At 32.5% G+C, this 18680-nt stretch carries 12 protein-coding genes; 6 read left to right on the forward strand and 6 right to left on the reverse strand.

Annotated elements, in window-relative coordinates:
* Window positions 1-3 precede the first annotated feature (3 nt).
* Complete coding sequence (locus tag ACHRVL_RS11895; RefSeq protein WP_395412984.1) at window positions 4-3147, reverse strand: SusC/RagA family TonB-linked outer membrane protein; 3144 nt, start codon at window positions 3145-3147, stop codon at window positions 4-6.
* 445 nt (window positions 3148-3592) lie between these two features.
* On the opposite strand from ACHRVL_RS11895, the gene ACHRVL_RS11900 reads away from it, so the two are divergent.
* Together ACHRVL_RS11900 and ACHRVL_RS11905 are read left to right on the forward strand one after the other, a co-directional pair.
* The gene (locus ACHRVL_RS11900) at window positions 3593-6394 is read left to right on the forward strand and encodes a glycosyl hydrolase (RefSeq protein ID WP_395412986.1); all 2802 of its coding nucleotides are present in this window, start codon (window positions 3593-3595) and stop codon (window positions 6392-6394) included.
* Between the two features lie 22 nt (window positions 6395-6416).
* Window positions 6417-7541, forward strand: coding sequence for a glycoside hydrolase family 88 protein (locus tag ACHRVL_RS11905; RefSeq protein WP_395412987.1), 1125 nt, complete (start codon window positions 6417-6419; stop codon window positions 7539-7541).
* A gap of 61 nt (window positions 7542-7602) precedes the next feature.
* On the opposite strand, the gene ACHRVL_RS11910 is transcribed toward ACHRVL_RS11905, so the two are convergent.
* Window positions 7603-8001: a hypothetical protein gene (locus tag ACHRVL_RS11910; protein ID WP_395412989.1), complete on the reverse strand. Its 399-nt coding sequence runs from the start codon at window positions 7999-8001 to the stop codon at window positions 7603-7605.
* Window positions 8002-8099: 98 nt separating this feature from the next.
* A complete protein-coding gene (locus tag ACHRVL_RS11915; RefSeq protein ID WP_395412991.1) occupies window positions 8100-8636 on the reverse strand; it encodes a YcxB family protein in 537 nt (178 codons plus the stop codon).
* 345 nt (window positions 8637-8981) lie between these two features.
* Between ACHRVL_RS11915 and ACHRVL_RS11920 the strand changes: the two genes are divergently transcribed.
* From ACHRVL_RS11920 to ACHRVL_RS11935, 4 genes are all read left to right on the forward strand, one after another.
* Window positions 8982-10076: a sensor histidine kinase gene (locus ACHRVL_RS11920; protein WP_395412993.1), complete on the forward strand. Its 1095-nt coding sequence runs from the start codon at window positions 8982-8984 to the stop codon at window positions 10074-10076.
* A 4-nt stretch (window positions 10077-10080) separates the two neighbouring features.
* On the forward strand, window positions 10081-11415 hold the full coding sequence (locus ACHRVL_RS11925; RefSeq protein WP_395412995.1) for a sigma-54-dependent transcriptional regulator: 1335 nt from the start codon (window positions 10081-10083) through the stop codon (window positions 11413-11415).
* A gap of 295 nt (window positions 11416-11710) precedes the next feature.
* Window positions 11711-12691, forward strand: a complete 981-nt coding sequence (locus ACHRVL_RS11930) for a helix-turn-helix transcriptional regulator (protein ID WP_395412997.1) — start codon at window positions 11711-11713, stop codon at window positions 12689-12691.
* Window positions 12692-12750: 59 nt separating this feature from the next.
* Window positions 12751-13743: a helix-turn-helix domain-containing protein gene (locus ACHRVL_RS11935; RefSeq protein ID WP_395412999.1), complete on the forward strand. Its 993-nt coding sequence runs from the start codon at window positions 12751-12753 to the stop codon at window positions 13741-13743.
* Between the two features lie 82 nt (window positions 13744-13825).
* Here the strand turns inward: ACHRVL_RS11935 and ACHRVL_RS11940 are convergent, their stop codons facing one another.
* From ACHRVL_RS11940 to ACHRVL_RS11950, 3 genes are all read right to left on the reverse strand, one after another.
* The gene (locus ACHRVL_RS11940) at window positions 13826-15808 is read right to left on the reverse strand and encodes an OmpA family protein (protein WP_395413001.1); all 1983 of its coding nucleotides are present in this window, start codon (window positions 15806-15808) and stop codon (window positions 13826-13828) included.
* A gap of 17 nt (window positions 15809-15825) precedes the next feature.
* The gene (locus ACHRVL_RS11945) at window positions 15826-16737 is read right to left on the reverse strand and encodes a type IX secretion system membrane protein PorP/SprF (RefSeq protein WP_395413003.1); all 912 of its coding nucleotides are present in this window, start codon (window positions 16735-16737) and stop codon (window positions 15826-15828) included.
* A 303-nt stretch (window positions 16738-17040) separates the two neighbouring features.
* The coding region (locus ACHRVL_RS11950) for a gliding motility-associated C-terminal domain-containing protein (protein WP_395413005.1) at window positions 17041-18680 on the reverse strand (1640 nt) is incomplete at its 5' end.

Here is an 18680-nt window from a genome sequence, read left to right on the forward strand (position 1 = left end):
CGTTTAATTAAAATTAATGTTTAGTCCGATAACTAATGATTTTGCCAAAGGCGCTCCACCGTAATCTACCGGTACAGAGAAATCACTGTTTGAACTTGCTGAAGTATTTACTGCTTCTGGATTGAAACCAACTTTATATTTGTTCCAGTAGAACCAGTTTTCTCCTGTTACATATAATCTTGCATTATCAATTCTTGTAATTCCTTTTAAGGCTTGTCTTAGATTATATCCAATAGAAATACTTCTAATACTTACATAATCTGATTTGTACAACCAGTCAGAATTAGCTTGATATCCAAAAGAAGTTCTCCAGTTTCCTCTAACTGCTGGATCTACATTTAATGAATTTTCTACAGATCCCATTCCAGTACGATCAATTGCACGACCTGTTAAACCATAAACTGTACCTCCGTTTTGACCTTGAACCAAAACATTTAAATCTAAATCTTTGTATTTAAAACTATTTGTAATTCCCCAAGTGTATTTTGGTGTTGGGTTTCCTAAATCAACGCGATCTTCTGAATTGATTTTTTTATCTCCGTTTTGATCTATATATCTAGGATCTCCTAATACTAATTTATTTCCTCCAATTGTAGTGCCTCCAGTATCAATATCAGCCTGTGTAACTACTCCATTTTGTTTTAATCCAAAAATGGTATACATTGGTTTTCCAACTTCTAGTTTAATAAATGGTACACCTCCATCAAAAGAGTTACTAATTTCAATTTTAGATTGATCTGGTCCTAATGCTAGTACTTTATTTTCGTTATGACTTATGTTTGCAGATGTTCTCCATTCAAAACTTGGTGTCTTAATGTTTAATGAATTTAGCTCAAATTCCCAACCTTGATTTTGAACTTCTCCAATGTTTGTAAGGTAAGTAGGAAAACCTGAATCTCCTGGAACAGGAACTCTTAAAAGTAATTCGCTGTTGTTTTTTCTGTATACTTCAAATGTTCCAGAAAGTCTGTTTTTGATAAATCCAAAATCTACTCCAAGATCTATACTTTTTGATTCTTCCCAATGTAAAGTAGGATTTGGAATTGAAGCTGCTCCTTGACCAATTGCTACTGCACCGCCTATTGAATAATTGAATGTTCCAAGTGTCGCATAAGATCCGTAGCTGCCAATATTATTACTTCCGTTTGTACCCGCACTTGCTCTAAGTTTCAAATCACTAAGCCAATTCACCTCTTTTAAAAATGATTCTTGCTTAATTCTCCATCCTAATGAAACGGAGTAAAAATCTCCCCATTTTCTATCAGAACCAAATTTAGACGAGCCGTCACGTCTGATACTTCCTGATAAAATATAACGTTCTTTAAAGTTGTATTGTAAACGTGCGAAGTAAGACAGCAACGTACTTTTCTCTGCATTTGTAGATCCAATTGATCCTGCTGGAAGCGTTTCTATACTTGAACTATTATAAAGTGCTCCTGAAGAAAGTGTTGATTTTGTTATTTCGTATGAGTTGAACGATTGTCCTAAAAGCACATTAAAACTATGGCTTCCGAAAGTTCTGTCATACGTTAAAGTATTCTCATTAACAATATTTTGTCTTCTGTAAGTATTATAAGCTCCTCTAATACTCGCTATTACATCATTTGGAGTATAGCTTTCGTTGGTATTATCAGAGTTATCAAAGTTAATAGTACTTTTTAGTGTAAAACTTTTAGCGAATTGATAACTTGCATATCCAGAAATTAAATTTCTGTACATAGAGTTTCGTCCTGTTCTTGCTAAAGCGTTCAACATATTTGTGGTACTGCTTCCCCATGCGTATCTTGTCGTATATTTTTCTCCAGCAGCATTAGAAGCGCTTTCAAAAACTGGCGTTGCAGTAAGTGCTTTAAACAACGTATTATCTTTACCTTCAACGCCCGGATCATTTTTAATAGAATATGAAGGTGCTAAATTAATTCCCATTTTAAAGCTTTCTGATAGTTTAACATCAACATTTGCTCTTGCTGAGAATAATGAATAATCTGTACCTACAATGTATCCTGTATTTTTTTGATAATTGGCAGACACATAATAATTTACTGCATCTGTAGCCCCAGAAGCAGATAATTGATAGTTATTGAATTCTCCCGTACGGAAAACTTTGTCCTGCCAATCGATATAATCTAATCCTGGATGTCCCGGAATATCCCATCTGTCATCGTACAAATAAGTATAATACCTTGTATTTGCTGTTGTAAGCGGTGCTGTTGGATTTTTTAAATTGTAAGCCGCAATACGTTCTGCATTTGATTGACTTGCAGATGCTCCTGCTATTCCTGAACCTACCCATTGTGCATCAATCATTGTTTTGGCTCTGTCAATCCATCCTTGAGATGAAAGCATATCCACACGGTTAGCTTCTTTATTGACCCCGCCATACATATTAAAAGTAAATTTTGTTTTACCTTTTTTACCTTTTTTAGTGGTAATAATCACAACCCCATTTGAAGCTCTCGAACCATAAATTGCAGCCGCTGCAGCATCTTTTAATACTTCGATAGAAGCCACATCATTTGGATTCATGTTGTCCAGCGGACTTCCGTTTGAGAATGATCCGTTGCTGTTGCTTCCTTCAGTATAAATTGGAAATCCATCAACAACGTACAAAGGCTCATTTCCTGCTGTGATCGAACCAGCTCCTCTAATTTCAATACTAAAAGGCTGCCCCGGTAGTCCCGTAGTTTGTTTTACACGAACTCCCGCAACCTGACCAATCAAACCTTGGTCGATTCTCGAAATCGGACGTTCTGTAAAATTCTCTGTTTTTATTCCAGAAATCGCACCGGTAGTTAGTTTTTTCTTTTGTGTGCCGTAACCAATAACTACGACTTCATTCAGGCTTGAGCTCTCTGCATCTAGTGAAACATTGTAACTTGCTGCGGTGCCAATTTTTATTTCCTGCTTGACGAATCCCACAAACGAAAATACTAAAGTCTCTCCTGGAGCGGCATTAATGCTGTATTTTCCATCAAAATCAGTACTTGTTGACCTATTCGTTCCCTTGACAATTACATTTACGCCGGGTATCGATAATTTGGCTGGGTCGGTAACGGTTCCTGTAACCGTTTTTCCTTGCGCATAACCTGATGAATACACTAGTACACATAAGGCTATAATCAGCAAAAGATTAAGCTTGTTTTTCATAAAAAGTTAAATTTGGTTAGGTAATTAGTTCAAACCAAATTTATTTAGAAGCGACTTTCACAGCATCCTGTAGTATCCTGTTAGCTTTCAATATATTACGAAATCATATTAAGTTTACTTTAACAAAAAACAACTCAACTGCTTGATTTACAACCGATAATTACACACAAAATACACAAATACATTATACTAAATTTTATTAAATTATTTTTTAACTATTCGTATTTTTTCACATAAATTAATATCAATTAAAAAACTTTATAACTTATTTTATGATAATTTAATTTTTACAATATTCAATAAAAACAGGACGCAACAGGATAGCATTTTGATGGGTTGCTTATACTTTTACTTTTGTACAGAGAATTTTAAATATGTTTTTATGAATTCTGTTTTTACAAAAAATGAATAAATTCTAGTAACAGGTAAATCTTTTAGATCAATAATGAAACAACTTCAAACATTCTGCTTTATTACCTTATTTTTTATTTGTAATTACAACCTTTCTGCGCAGGACAGCAATACTTCACCGTGGCCAAAATCTACAAACATAAATCAGCCATGGACACGCTGGTGGTGGATGGGCAGTGCCGTTGATAAACCAAATTTAAAAAAGACTTTAATCGATTTTAATAAAGCTGGAATTGGCGGTGTAGAGATCACTCCTATCTATGGTGTAAAAGGAGAAGAAAGTAATTATATAGATTATCTTTCTCCAAAGTGGATGGAAATGCTGGATTACACTATCCAGACTGCTGACAGTTTGAAAATGCAGGTCGATATGGTTTTAGGTACTGGATGGCCTTATGGCGGATCACATGTTACTCTGCCTTATGCTGCAACTAAACTTATTGTTGAAAAATATCCGCTTAAAAAAAATGAAACATTTGATCGAAATATAACGCTTGACAGCAGTAAAGAAAAAACTCCTGCTGAACTTTTATATGTTGCAGCTTACGGAAGCGACGGCTCTTATATAAATTTAACGGACAATCTCGAAAAAAACAAAGCAGCTTCAAAAGATAAAGGAATTGAAGGATCTGCAATTAAGCTTCCTAATAAAATGGAGCCAAACCGATTAAACTGGAAAGCCAAACAAACCAATTATACCATTTATGCCATATTTAGCGGCAAAACAGGGCAACAGGTAAAAAGAGCCGCTCCCGGAGGAAAAGGCTATACTTTAGATCATTATTCAACAGAAGCTTTAAATGCCTATGTAGTTCCTTTTAACAATGCTTTTAAAGGGCGAGAGGGAAAAATAAGAGCTGTTTTTAATGACAGTTTTGAAGTTTACGGAACCGATTTTACGCCCAATTTCTTTGAAGAGTTTCAAAAATTAAGAGGTTACGACTTAAAAAAACAGCTTTCGATTTTATTGAATGAAACTGACAATGAAATTGGAAATCGAATTAGAAGCGATTACCGTCAGACTATTGCTGATTTATTACTCAATAAGTTTGATAAATCATGGACAAACTGGGCGCACTCAAAAAATTTCAAAACAAAACTACAGGCACATGGTTCACCAGGTAATTTAATAGATTTGTATGCATCTGCTGATATTCCAGAATGCGAAACTTTTGGTTCGATGCCATTTGATATTCCGGGTTTTCGACGTGAGAAAGAAGATATTCGTGAAGGCGATGCTGATCCTGTAATGCTAAAATTTGCATCGTCGGCAGCACATATTTCAGGGAAAAATTTAGTCTCTTCTGAAACTTTCACGTGGCTGAGAGAACATTTTAAAACTGCACTGTCACAATGTAAGCCCGAAGCCGAAGATTTAATGCTAAATGGTGTTAATCATATTTTTCTTCATGGCTCTACCTACTCTCCAACGCGCGCTGCATGGCCGGGATGGGAATTTTATGCCTCTGTTAATTTTAATACTAATAACACCATTTGGGAAGATGCTCCCGCTTTGTTTTCCTATATTTCAAATTGCCAATCGATGCTTCAACAAGGAAAATCCGATAATGAAATCCTTCTCTATTGGCCAATATTTGATACTTGGAATAAATTTCAAAACGGAAATTTATTTTATCAGTTCAAAATACACTCTTTATCAGAATGGCTGTACGGAACTTCTTTCTATGATACTACAAAAAGCCTGATGAAAAAAGGATATAGTGTTGATTTTATCTCAGATAATTTTATAACCGAAGCAACAGTTGCAAATGGAAATTTAATGGTGTCTGGAGTACGTTACAAATCATTGATTATTCCATCTTGCAAAAAAATGCCGTTTGCAACCATGCAAAAACTAATCGAACTAAAAAAAGCGGGTGCAGTAATCCTATTTGAAGGTCTGCCGGAATCTGTTCCAGGTTTCAATGATTATAAAAAGCAAGAGCAAAATCTTCAAAATCTTTTAACCTCAAATAAAAATACTATTGAGCCAGTTTCTGATGTTTTAAAAACTTTAGAAAATTTCAAAATTCAGCCTGAAAATCTCGTCAATACAGGACTTAAATTCATCAGACGAGATGTTGACGGCGAAAAAATTTATTATGTAGTAAATCACACTACAAAAACAATAGATGATTTTATTCCATTACAAATTGAAAACAAAGAAGTCATTATTTTTGATCCTTTAACAAAAGCATTTGGCAATGGTCAAGTTGACAAAAAAAACGGAATGACCTATGTTAAAATAAAAATAGAACCCGGACAATCCTATTTTTTAAAAACGGAGAATACAGCTTCTCAAAAAAAATGGAAATATTATGAAACAGTATCTCCACAAATCTCTTTAACAGGAACTTGGAAATTAAGTTTTGAAAAAGGCGGACCTAAATTCCCTCAAAGCACCACACTTACTAACTTAGAATCTTGGACAAAATTAAACTCAGAAGCCGAAGCTTTTTCGGGCACTGCTGCTTATATACTGCAGTTTGAGAATCCAAACCCTAAAATAAGTCATTGGAGTCTTGATCTTGGCGATGTTCGAGAAAGTGCCAAGGTTTGGATTAATAACGAATTTGTTGGCACCGCTTGGTCTGTTCCGTATAAATTGAACATTCAAAAACTAAAACCGGGTAAAAATATTTTGAAAATTGAAGTCACTAATCTTCCTGCAAACAGAATAAGAGATATGGAACTGAAAGGACAGGAATGGAAAATCTTCCATGAAATAAATATGGTTGACAAAGATTATAAAAAATTTGATGCGACAAAATGGAATCCAATGCCTTCTGGGCTTCTAGGACCAGTAACACTAACACCTTTAAAAGAACTGAACTAACTATATAACCATCTATTGAAAAATGAAAAAATTACTCTTTCTTTCACTCCTATTTGTTTTCTCGCTGAGCCGCTTAAATGCTCAAGAGCCTTTTGATAAAAAACAGGTGCTGCAGCAAATGATACTTGCAAATGATTATTTTATGCAAAAATGGCCTGATACTGGAAAAACTATAATCACAAACAAAGAACGCCCGAGCAATATCTGGACTCGAGGGGTATATTATGAAGGATTAATGGCTCTTCATGAAATTTATCCTAAAGATTCATTTTATGATTATGCTTATGCATGGGCTGAATTTCATAAATGGGGATTTAATGGCGGTAACGTAACCCGAAACGCTGACAATTATTGCGCTGCACAAACCTATATTGATTTGTATAATTTAGAACCTGATTCTAAAAAGCTCAAAAATACAAAGGCAAACATAAATATGCTTTTAAATACTCCTCAAGTAAATGACTGGTCATGGATTGATGCTATTCAAATGGGAATGCCTGTTTTTGCAAAAATGGGAGTTTTAGAAAAAGACAATCGATATTTTGAGAAAATGTATGAAATGTATATGTTCTCTAGGAACAAACACGGTGATAATGGTTTATTCAACCCAAAAGAAGGTTTATGGTGGCGTGATGCCGATTTTGATCCGCCTTACAAAGAGCCAAATGGAAAAAACTGTTACTGGAGCCGTGGAAATGGATGGGTAATTGCAGCTCTGGCAAAGGTTTTAACTATTATTCCTGAAAATGCTCCGCATAGAGATCAATATGTAAAAGATTTGAAGGTCATGGCGGCTGCACTAGTTCCCATACAAAGGGCAGACGGATTTTGGAATGTAAGTCTATATGATCCAACTAATTTTGGCGAAAAAGAAGCATCTGGCACTGCGTTATTTATTTACGGAATGGCATACGGAATAAACAACGGCCTTTTAAAAAGAGAAACTTATCTGCCTGTAATTCAAAAGGCATGGAAAGCCATAACAACCGAAAGTCTTCATACAAATGGTTTTTTGGGTTATTTGCAATCTACAGGAAAAGAACCTAAGGACGGTCAGCCATTATCGTATGATAAAATCCCTGATTTTGAAGATTACGGTTTAGGATGTTTTTTACTGGCAGGATCAGAAATCTATAAATTAAAATAATAAAAAAATGGGCACGCAAAAACGTGCCCATTTTTTTATTATTGCATTTTTACAATACAATCTATGACATGTAAAGTAAAGCTTTCTGAAAACTATTAAACTGCATCTGTGTAATACTTGGATTTGTAAATGCGATTTCTGGCAGTTTAGGCATCAAGTCTGATTTATTTTTAAAATACGCTTTTAAATCTCTAAATATTTCTGTTCTGCTCTTTGTAATATCAACTAAACAAAGGTTTTTTATGTCTTCTAGAAAAAACAAACCGCTCAGAAGATTTTTATTTGAAAAGCAAATCATAACGTTTCTTCCTTTTTTATCTAATTTTAAAAAATCGATTAATTCTGATTTCTCATAAATAACAAAAATAGAACGATCAAAATCTTTTGATTCTTCTTCGTTTTTTAACAAAAAAGAATCCTCGGAAAATTCAAATTCATCTTTAAACTTTCTTTTAAACATTTTTAAAAAAACTTTCTTATTATCACGCACTAAAACTCTCTCTTTCCTAGTCATCTTTCTTAAAATTATTTATTAAATACTTTATATGTCAAGTGTAATTATACTTTTACAACATGAATTACATTGTTTTCTACAAATGAAATTAACGCCTCTATATTCCTCTCATTAGTCTTTTTATTTGATATAGAAATAATATATCCATTTCGCTCTTTAAAATAGAGAAACAAAAACTTCTTTGTTAATATTGCTTTTTCAATTTTACTCCATTTATGTGTGAAATTGCCAAATGGCGAATAAATGTAGATGAAGCAATCTGTAAAGCTGATTTTGTATTTATTTTTAACTTTTTCAGGCTCTAACTTTTTTGCCAATCGAAAAATGATCTCACAAATTGAATTAACAAAAGAATTTTGGATCATTAAAAAAATTATAATCAAAGCCAAGCTTCTAATTATCCATTCTACAAGATCATCTTGTATGTTTAAGTCAAGAAAAATTAAACCAAATAATACAATTCCCAAAAAAAGCAAAATCCAATTTCTATAAATATTCTTAAAATACATTTCGTTCAATTTTTGTATTTCAGAAACATTCAATTCAAATTGTAATGAAAAGTTAGAAGTTTTCATACTCATAGAAATAAAATTTGCAAGATGGATTTGTTTTCGAAGGAGCAAAATTATAACAAACTTCAAGGTGAATTTGACCACTTTAAGACATAATATTATCAAAATAAGACTTTAATTATCAAAAAAAACACTTGTAAGAAACAGCACAACAAAAACATTGAATTTTATCGCATAAAAGAAATTATAAAACAGCCTCTATAAGTTAAAAAAATATCAAAATAAGTCAAAAAACAAAAACGTATTTATTTTATTTTCAAATAGTTAAACAAATAATACATTTAATATCTCTACCTCAAAAAAATAATTACTTTTGCCGAAATTTAGAATGATAAAAAATTTTATTTCTTACAAATGAAATCTAATTCAACTGAAAAAAAACTTAAGGAACGAGTTAAAGAACTGACATGTCTTCTTGAAATTTCGTCGACAATTGCACTAGCAGATCGTGCTGAAAAAAAAATTCTTCAAAAAATAATACTAAGCGTAAAAAAAGCCTATATGTATGATGAAGATATTGTCATTGAACTTCAAATTCAAGATTTTATTTTAAGCACCTCAAAATTACCTAAACATAGTGTTTTTCAAATCAGTGATATAACTATTTTGGGAACAAATTCAGGCTTTATAAAAGCACATTATCCTAAAAATAAATTCAACAGCACTAATTTTCTTAAAGAAGAACAAAAACTTCTTAATGCAATCGCATTTGAAATTGGAAATTACCTTGAAAAATTTCAAATTTTAGAAAAAAAGAATCAATTAATGAGAAGCATAGAACGTTTGGATCGTCTATCAATATTGAGCGAAATGACTGCCGGCATCGCACATGAACTCAACAACCCTTTGGCAAATATTTTAGGATATGCCGAGTTAATCAAGCTTAACAATAATGACCCTGAAATTGATGCAGATATTTCGACAATAATAAACTCCGCAATTTACAGTCGTAAAATTATAACTAAGATTTTATCATTCACCTGTGATGTTCCCTATCATTTTGAAATACAAGAAATCAAACCAATTATAACTTTTGCCGTATCCCTTTTAAAGCAAAATTTTCAACGAAAGGAAGTCAAAAATGAATTAATATTTAAAAACACTATTGATTATATAAGTGTCGATTCTATACAGCTAACACAAGCTTTACTAAATTTATTAGTAAATGCCCTCGATGCATCACCCGAAAAAAGTATACTAAAAACTACAATTGAAAATGATTTTCAACATTTATTTATTACTGTAGAAGATCAAGGCCAAGGCATACAAGAACATATCAAATCAAAAATATTTGAGCCTTTTTTCACAACAAAAGTTACAAAAGAAAGCTGTGGTATAGGATTAACAATGGTCTCACGAATCGTCAAAATTCATAATGGCGAAATACTAATTAAAGACAATTTTCCTCAAGGAACCATTTTTACAATAAAACTACCTTTAACTGAATAAAGATATGCCTTTACTAAAAGAAAAAATACTGATTGTAGATGACAGCTATGAGATGCTTGAGCTGATTCAACGTTATTTAACCAAGCGGAATTATCTTACTTACAAAGCATCATCTGTCATAGAAGCAATTGAAGTTCTAAAACACAACTCAATTGATTTGTTGGTTACAGACTTTTACATGCCTGAACTTAATGGTACAGAGTTATTAAAATATGCCGCTGAACATTTTCCATCGCTTCCAAAATTAGTTATAACAGGAATGCCGTCTATTGAAAATGCCATAAATGCATTAAAATCTGGTGCATTAGATTATTTAGCTAAGCCCTTTACCGCTGAGGAATTTTATCTGGCAGTTGAAAACTCGCTTATAAGAGCAAAAAACAATCAAATACTATCTTCTGAAGGCAAACTTTCATTACCAGAAGAAAATAATTATGCTGGAATAATTGGATACTCTAAGCAATTTAAAAAATTGATTGATACAATCCAACGTGTCAAAAACAACACTGCAAATGTATTAATTGAAGGTGAAAGCGGCACAAGTAAAGAATTAATTGCAAGAGCCATTCATTATCAAGGTACCCGAGCTAAGATGCCGTTTATAACAATCAATTGCGGCGGAATTCCCGAAAGTCTTATAGAGTCAGAATTATTTGGTCATGCGAAAGGCGCATTTACAGGAGCTGCAGAATCTAGAATTGGCTTATTTCAAGCTGCCCATATGGGAACCATTTTCTTAGATGAAATTGGCAATGCTCCGATGACAGTACAAACAAGACTTTTAAAAGTTTTACAAGAAAAAGAGATAACCAAAATAGGTTCAACGGTAACCGAAAAAATAGATATCAGAATAATAGCTGCAACTAATAACGATTTGTCTCAAATGATTTCAAAAGGTACTTTTAGAGAAGATCTTTACTATCGTCTTAATGTCGTAAACATTAAAACTGCACCATTAAGAGACCGAAAAGAAGACATCATACCGCTTGCCAAGCATTTCATTTCAAAATACTGCAGTGAATATGGCAGGCCCGAAGTCGTAATCGATAATAAAGCCTCCGAAATTTTGTTCCGTTATAAATGGCCGGGCAATATCAGAGAACTTGAAAACATAATTCAGAGAATGATTATTATGAGCGATAACAAAATATCCGTTGAAAACATACCTGAACACTTAAAATATCATTTTTCTGAAAATATAGAGCCGCTAAAATCATTGAAGGAATTTGAAAAAGAGCAGATTTTAAAAATATTAAATGCTGTTGGCAATAACAAAACAAAAGCGGCAAAAATCCTGCAAATTGACAGAAAAACTTTAAATCAAAAATTAGCAAATTAAAACGGGGAATAATTCCCTTAACTGGGAATTTTTCCAAAGTAAAAAAAGGCTATTATTTTTCAAGTAAAAATTAATTAATTGATTCCCAACAACTAAACAAATTTAAAAATATTAGGCATACCTTTTGTCTACTATAAGACAAATAAATATCATAATAAGATTTTTATTACAATAAAATAAAGCAGAACTTACCACCCTGCACCTATTGTTACCTCCCTGCAGTCCAAAAACATTTTGAAAATCAATTAATTAACAAAAAAAAATATTAACTTTAGCTAAACAAACAATTCTTCAAGTGAAAACAATAGAGCATTACTATGATGCCAATCTAAACTGGACCGTAGATTTGGCAAAGCAATTTGGGGGAAAAATAGACGGGAATTTTATAATAGTACCCGAAGATATACAAACGGGAACTAGATACTTTCTCGATTGCGGAGATGGAATTATTGCTTATTATATTGATGTAGAGTATAAAAAAAACCTCCATCTTATCCAAAAAAATTTAAATGATGATTTTGTTGCGTTTTACTATAATCTTACCGAAGGAGAAGCAACTATGTCTGTTCATAATTTTTTATATAATGTCAGCAAATGGCAGTATAATTTATCTGTTGTAGATGGCTCGTTAAAGTCTGACTATCATGTAACAGCAGGCAGTAAAACATATGCCCTATGTATCTTTGTAAAGAAAAACACATTAAAACTATTTGTTTTAAGAAACAATATACGGCTTAACAACGTTAACGAGATTATAGATCCCGAAAAAAACACTATGATTCGATTTGATCGAATGAGCGGTAATAGTTTTCATTTATTAAATGATTTAAGAAAAAAAGAAGTGGGCGGACCTATTTTTAACCTTCATCTTATTGGAACTGTTCATATGCTTATTGCAAATTATTTAAAAAAAATAAGTACTAAGCGTATTATTATTCAAAGAGTCAACCAACAAGATCTAGCCACAATTATTTCGCTGCAGATGTATTTGATTGAACATATTGAAGGTAATTTTCCAAGTATTAAAATTCTATCTGAAAAAGCCAATATGTCAGAATCAAAATTTAAAACTCTTTTTACTAAAATAACCAGTCAGACTCCTAGTACCTTTTTTATGGAAAATAAATTATTACTTGCTAAAGACATGCTTGAAGCAAAGCAATTAACAATTTCTCAAATTTCTGACCAATTACATTTTACCCATAATTCTTATTTTGCATCAAAATTTAAAGAACATTTTGGTCTCTCTCCAAAAGCTTACATACAACAGTTATAAAATATTGTCAAATAAATAAGTTTAATTTTAATACCGCATTTAAAAATAAAAATTTATCTATGAAGAAAATATTTCATTTTTATAGTTTAACTCCAGAATGGCTTCACAAATTAGCTGAACAGATAGAAACAAACGTTATAGAGGATAAAATAATAAATTTTCCAAAAAAAATTGGCTTCGGAAGTTTGTATTTCAGCCAGATAACTTCCAGTATTTCTATTGTTTTTATGGACGTAATTCTGAACACGCCACTAGAAATATGTCGGGAACCTTCTGAAAATGAATTGTATATTTTTCATTACGATTTAAGTGAACATGTAAATCTTATAAAGATTAATAATGAGAATTATGAAATTGGTTCTTTTGATAAATTAGATCTGGCTATTATCGATAACCAAATTGCAAGTTCATTTAAACCTAATGTACATGAGCGAACTTTTGCATTAAGAATACTTGTAGATAAAAGTCTTCTTAACGATTTTATTACACAATATTCCGTCAAATTACATGAAAATAAAGCTTATGAACAGTCAAATTCCAGTTTCTATCATTATGGTCATATTGACAGCAACAGTACATTGTTACTTAAGTCTTTAAAAAGTAAGCCAATAAATGATTTGTCTTTTGATTCTTTTGTAAAAGGCATATCATTAAAACTGCTTGGCAATTTTTTTAGTAAATTCTATGATGCAGAGCATAAAACCGATATAGTAACACATACTGAAGATGAAGCAATTCATAAAACAGAAAAGTATCTTCTTGATAATTTATCTGGTCCTTTTCCTTCTCTGACTTTTTTAGCTGCTATGGCTGGAATGTCAGAATCTAAATACAAAACATTATTTAAGAAATGCATGAACATAACCCCAAATTATTTCTTTATTACCGAAAAAATGAAATATGCTCAAAAACTACTGCGTAGTGGTAATTATAATTCTCTCACTGACATGCTTTATGAATTCAACTACAGCAAGTTAAGTTATTTTTCTTTACAATACTATAAGCATTTTAATAGAAAACCTAGCGAGGATTTTGTAAAAAATATTAAGTAGAAAGATAAAAAACTAATTTTATAAAATACCCCAAAAACTTATTTCAATTTTTGGGGTATATTATTTATACAACCTTTATAACTTATTTTACGTTTATAATAAACTCAGAGCGTCTATTTAACTGATGCTCAGATTCTGTACAAGATACACCGTTTGTACATTTATTTAATATTTTTGTTTCTCCGTATCCTTTACCTGAAACTCGATCTGCTGAAATACCATGTTTTACAATATAATCAACAGTAGCTTTAGCTCTGTTTTCAGATAAGGTCAAATTAAACTCATCACGTCCTCTACTATCAGTATATGAGTTTACCTGCACTGAAATACTTGGTCTAGTTAGCAGCACTTCTACCACTTTATCAAGTTCTACTTTTGAAGATTCACGTATTTTATAACCATTGTAATCAAAATAAATAGGTTTTAAATTCAAAACTTTATTCAAATCATCACCAGGCACCATTGTTTTTATTTCATTTTCAACAACTACTTCCATTTCATTTACAAACTCAAAAGAGTATTCTCTTTTTTCTAGTGGTTTAAATGGCGGTGCAATCTGTATTTTTTCGGCAATACCCGTTTTTTTATAAATCAATTTATAGTCAATAAAAGGCATCAATTCTGCAGTGTATTTCCCGTCTTTATCAGTATAAACCGTATTAATTAATTCATTCTCGGTGTTATAAATTTCAACAGCTGCTCCTTCAATTCGTCCGCCTGAAGTATACTTTAAAGTACCAAAAACAATAGGTTTTATATTAAAATCAAAAGCTACAGGACGATTTTCCGTAAAACTAAAAATATCATCATTTCCATTTCTGTCAGAAGAAAAGTATCCCATTTTTGTTTTTCCATTAACTGCATACGCAAAATCATCAGCGCTGCTGTTTACTCCATCACCTAAATTTACAACATGATATGCACCTGCCGCATCTTTCATTGCAGCAAATACATCAAGCCCGCCTAATCCAGGATGTCCGTCAGAAGAAAAATATAAAATACCTGATGAGTCCATAAATGGATATGTTTCTCTTCCTAAAGTATTAATCTCATCGCTTAGTTTTGTAACATCATTTCCAACAAAACCACCTTTTTTTAGACTTACGACATATAAATCTGAATTACCAAAAGCATTGTTTCTGTCAGACACAAAAAAGAGTTCAGTTTCATCTGGACTTAAAGCTGGATGTGCTGATGAAAAACCGTCACTATTTACTGGATATGCAAGCTCTTTTACATTTTTCCATTTTCCTCCAATATTTTGAGCAGAATAAATTTTTAAATATGTAGTTCCTTTTTTATCTTCACCTAATTTTCCATCAATATAATTGTTTCTGGTAAAAAACATTGTTTTACCATCTTTAGTTATTGCTGGAGTACTTTGGTGGTATTCTGTATTTATATCACCTTTCAAAGGAGTTGGATTTTGCAGTCCGCCATCAGCAGTCATATCAGCTTGATACAGTTTTAAAAATGATTTTTCATTCCAGCTGTGTTTACGTTTAAAAACTCCCCCTGTATCTCTTGCTGAAGTATAAATAACTTTATTTGATCCATAAAAAACACCTCCAAAATCTGAAGATGAAGTATTAATATCTACAGGTTTAAAAGTATAACGCCCGGATTGTTTTTTAATACCCTCCAACAGCTTTATCTCATTCCAGTCTGCACTTAAATCTTTTTGTCCAGAACGTTTGTAGTATTTTTTTATTACGGCCTCTGCTTCATTATATTTTTGTGAGTTGTTCAGCGTTTGCGCGTATCTAAAATAATATTCAGGAGCAACATTATCTGAAGAACTCATAACTTTAGAATAACATTTTTCTGCTTCTGGATAATTACCATTATAATAGTATGAATCTCCTAATTTTTGGTATAATTCTGTCGAATTATTTCCCTTACTAATTTGGTTCTCATATAATTTAATTGCTTTTATAAAAGCAAACTTATCATAGGCATCATTTGCTTTCTGAACTTTTTTATCTTGAGCATGTATTTTTCCAATACCTAGTATACAAGCTATTAGGAAAACAAAAATAAAATTTGAATTTTTATAAATCATCATAGTATATATTATCGTTATTAGAAAAATCTTGGTGTAACTAATCTTGTTTTAGATCTGCTTAACAAATCAAATCTCAGGAAAACTTCATGAGATCCAGAATTGTAATTCCCAATATTATTGGTATCATAATCATATGCATACCCTACTTGAATACCATTTGTGACTTGAAAACCTGCCAATGCACTTACCGCAGCATCCCAGCGATAAGCCGCTCCAATAGTAAACTTGTCACTGAATAAAAAGTTTGCAGAAACATCTACTGCAATTGGTGCACCTGGAACTGCTTTTATTAAAGCTGCCGGCTTAAATTTTAAATACGGATTAAGATCAAATACATAACCTCCCATTAAATAAATATGTGATTTTTCAGTATAAGTTGTTGCCTTAACATCATCATAAAAAGAGGTTTTTAAAAGCTGCGGAACTGATAATCCCACATACCAATTGTAAGAGTGTACATAAAACCCTGCTCCCACATTTGGTGAAAACTGAGATATTTGACCTGACAAATACGGATCAGGATCCTTTATATTTAGTTTATTATAATCAACATCAAAGTTGTTGAAACCTCCAGAGATACCAAATGAGTATTTAATATCTGTACTTCCTAAAATAGTATACGAATAATTTACTGTTGCACCTGTAGAAGTTACTGGGCCAATTTTATCGCTTACTACGTTTAATCCTAAACCGCTGTAAATTCCTAATGGTGATTGTACAGAAAAATTCATTGTTTTTGGAGCTCCATCAAGACCTATCCATTGTGTTCTGTATAAAGCCATAGCACTTAATACTTCTCTTGATCCTGTATAGCCCGGATTAAAAGTCATTGTATTATACATGTACTGTGTATATTGGGATTCCTGCTGAGCAGAAGCATCCCAAACTCCTATTAACAATATTATTACTGTGTAAAAAATATTTTTCATTACATAAATTAATTTTAATTATTATTTAATAGTTCTCTTATAGTAAATATTACGTTGCAAAATTCTCCCTATTATGTAAATAATTTTACTAGTAAAAGTTTTTAATATAACAGATTAAGACAATTCTAGCCATTAGACTTTAAAACCACTCAAATAACTGTATTGCAGATTGTTGCTTATAAAACATGATCTGTAATTTGTGAACTATGAATTATGGGCAGATATTATAAAACAAACAGGACCGCTCTCGCAGTCCTATTTCCATTTTGAATTATTGGTTAGTTAGAAATTATTGGTTACTTGTTATTGATTACTGATATACAGATAACCTGATCGTTGTACTTGTTTTCCGCTGTCATCGTATTCTAGAGTGTAGAAATAAGTTCCCGTTGGAAGTTTATCACCTCTTACAACCGTAGTGCGGCCGTCTGAGAAGCCTTCAAAAGGATTTGTTACGTTGTCGTATCCTTTTTTCTCATAAACCTGTACACCATATCTATTATAGATTCTTACTGTATTATTTGGGAAACAATCAATACCGTCAATAACAAATTTGTCGTTTAAACCGTCTCCATTAGGAGAGATACCATTAAAGATATTGGGCAGACAGGAAACATTTATAGTCTGAGTAAATACATTTTCGTTGCCGCAGTCATCACTTGCGGTCCATGTTCGTACGATCGAATAACGGCTGCTGCAGTCAACATTGGCTTTTGTTTCTTTAAAATCGACTGCTGCATTACTGCAATTATCTGTTGCAGTAAGTGTCGCCGCTTCGGGAATAGTGCTGCAATCTGCATTTACAACAGCCTCTGGCAATGCTTCGACAAAAACAGGAGCAGTTGTATCATTAACTTTAATGATCTGAGTACATACTGCGCTGTTGATTATAGTATTCTCTCCAGCATCATGTACTCCATTTTGGTTTTCATCTGCGTATTCTGTAACTGTATATGTTCTTGTTATATCTGAATTGCATCCTCTATCTGGGCTGTTTGAGGCAATAATTTCAATAACACCACAGTTGTTAATGATTTTTCCATTGCCATTTCCTAATGCTTCAAATTGGGATTTGGTTAAACTTACGGCCGTTGGCAGTTCATCATAACAAGATACACTTGTTGGTGAAAAAGTTGGACATTGTACACTAAACACACAGCAATTTGGCGATGCACCTGCAACTGTTATAGTATTGCAGGCATATTTATCCTGAATGCTTATATTGTATGCTGTTCCAGACAAAATTTGATCTGATGTCCAGGTATTTCCGGACCATGTTCCCGGTGCTCCAGTTCCTAAAACTGTATAAGGCGCTTCGCCTGTTACGGTTAAAGTCACAGTATATTCTGATTTATTACTAAGACAAACTGCTTTTTCTGGTGTTGCTAATGCAATTGCGTTTATTATTACATTTTGGCGCACACTGCTTATATTTCCGTTTTTATCGTCAAAAATCCATTCTACTACTGTTGTTCCTAAAGCAGTAATTGGAAATTGCGTTGTTGTGGTTCCTTTAATTATTCCTGCGCAATTGTCTATAGCTTCAGGTATTACTGGAGTTACAGAACATTCCCCTGTTATGTCTGTCAAGACGGGTGCGACAGGAGCCGTTATATCTTTTAAAATTACTTTTTGAATGGCTGTTGAACTATTCCCATTTCCGTCATTAAATGTCCATGTAACATCTGTTTCGCCTTGCGTTATAATTGGAAATTGAGTTGTTGTAACTCCTGTAATCGTTCCAGCACAATTGTCTGTTGTGGTTGGCGCCGTTATAGTATCAACGGAACATTCTGCTGTTACTGTAGTCAAAGTCGGAACTACTGGAGCTGTAATATCTTTTAAAATTACTTTTTGAATAGCTGTTGAAGTGTTTCCGTTTCCGTCATTAAATGTCCATGTAACATCTGTTTCGCCTTGTGCTGTAATTGGAAATTGGGTTG

Source organism: Flavobacterium sp. FlaQc-28 (genome assembly GCF_044007415.1).
In the GTDB taxonomy this organism is placed as follows: domain Bacteria; phylum Bacteroidota; class Bacteroidia; order Flavobacteriales; family Flavobacteriaceae; genus Flavobacterium.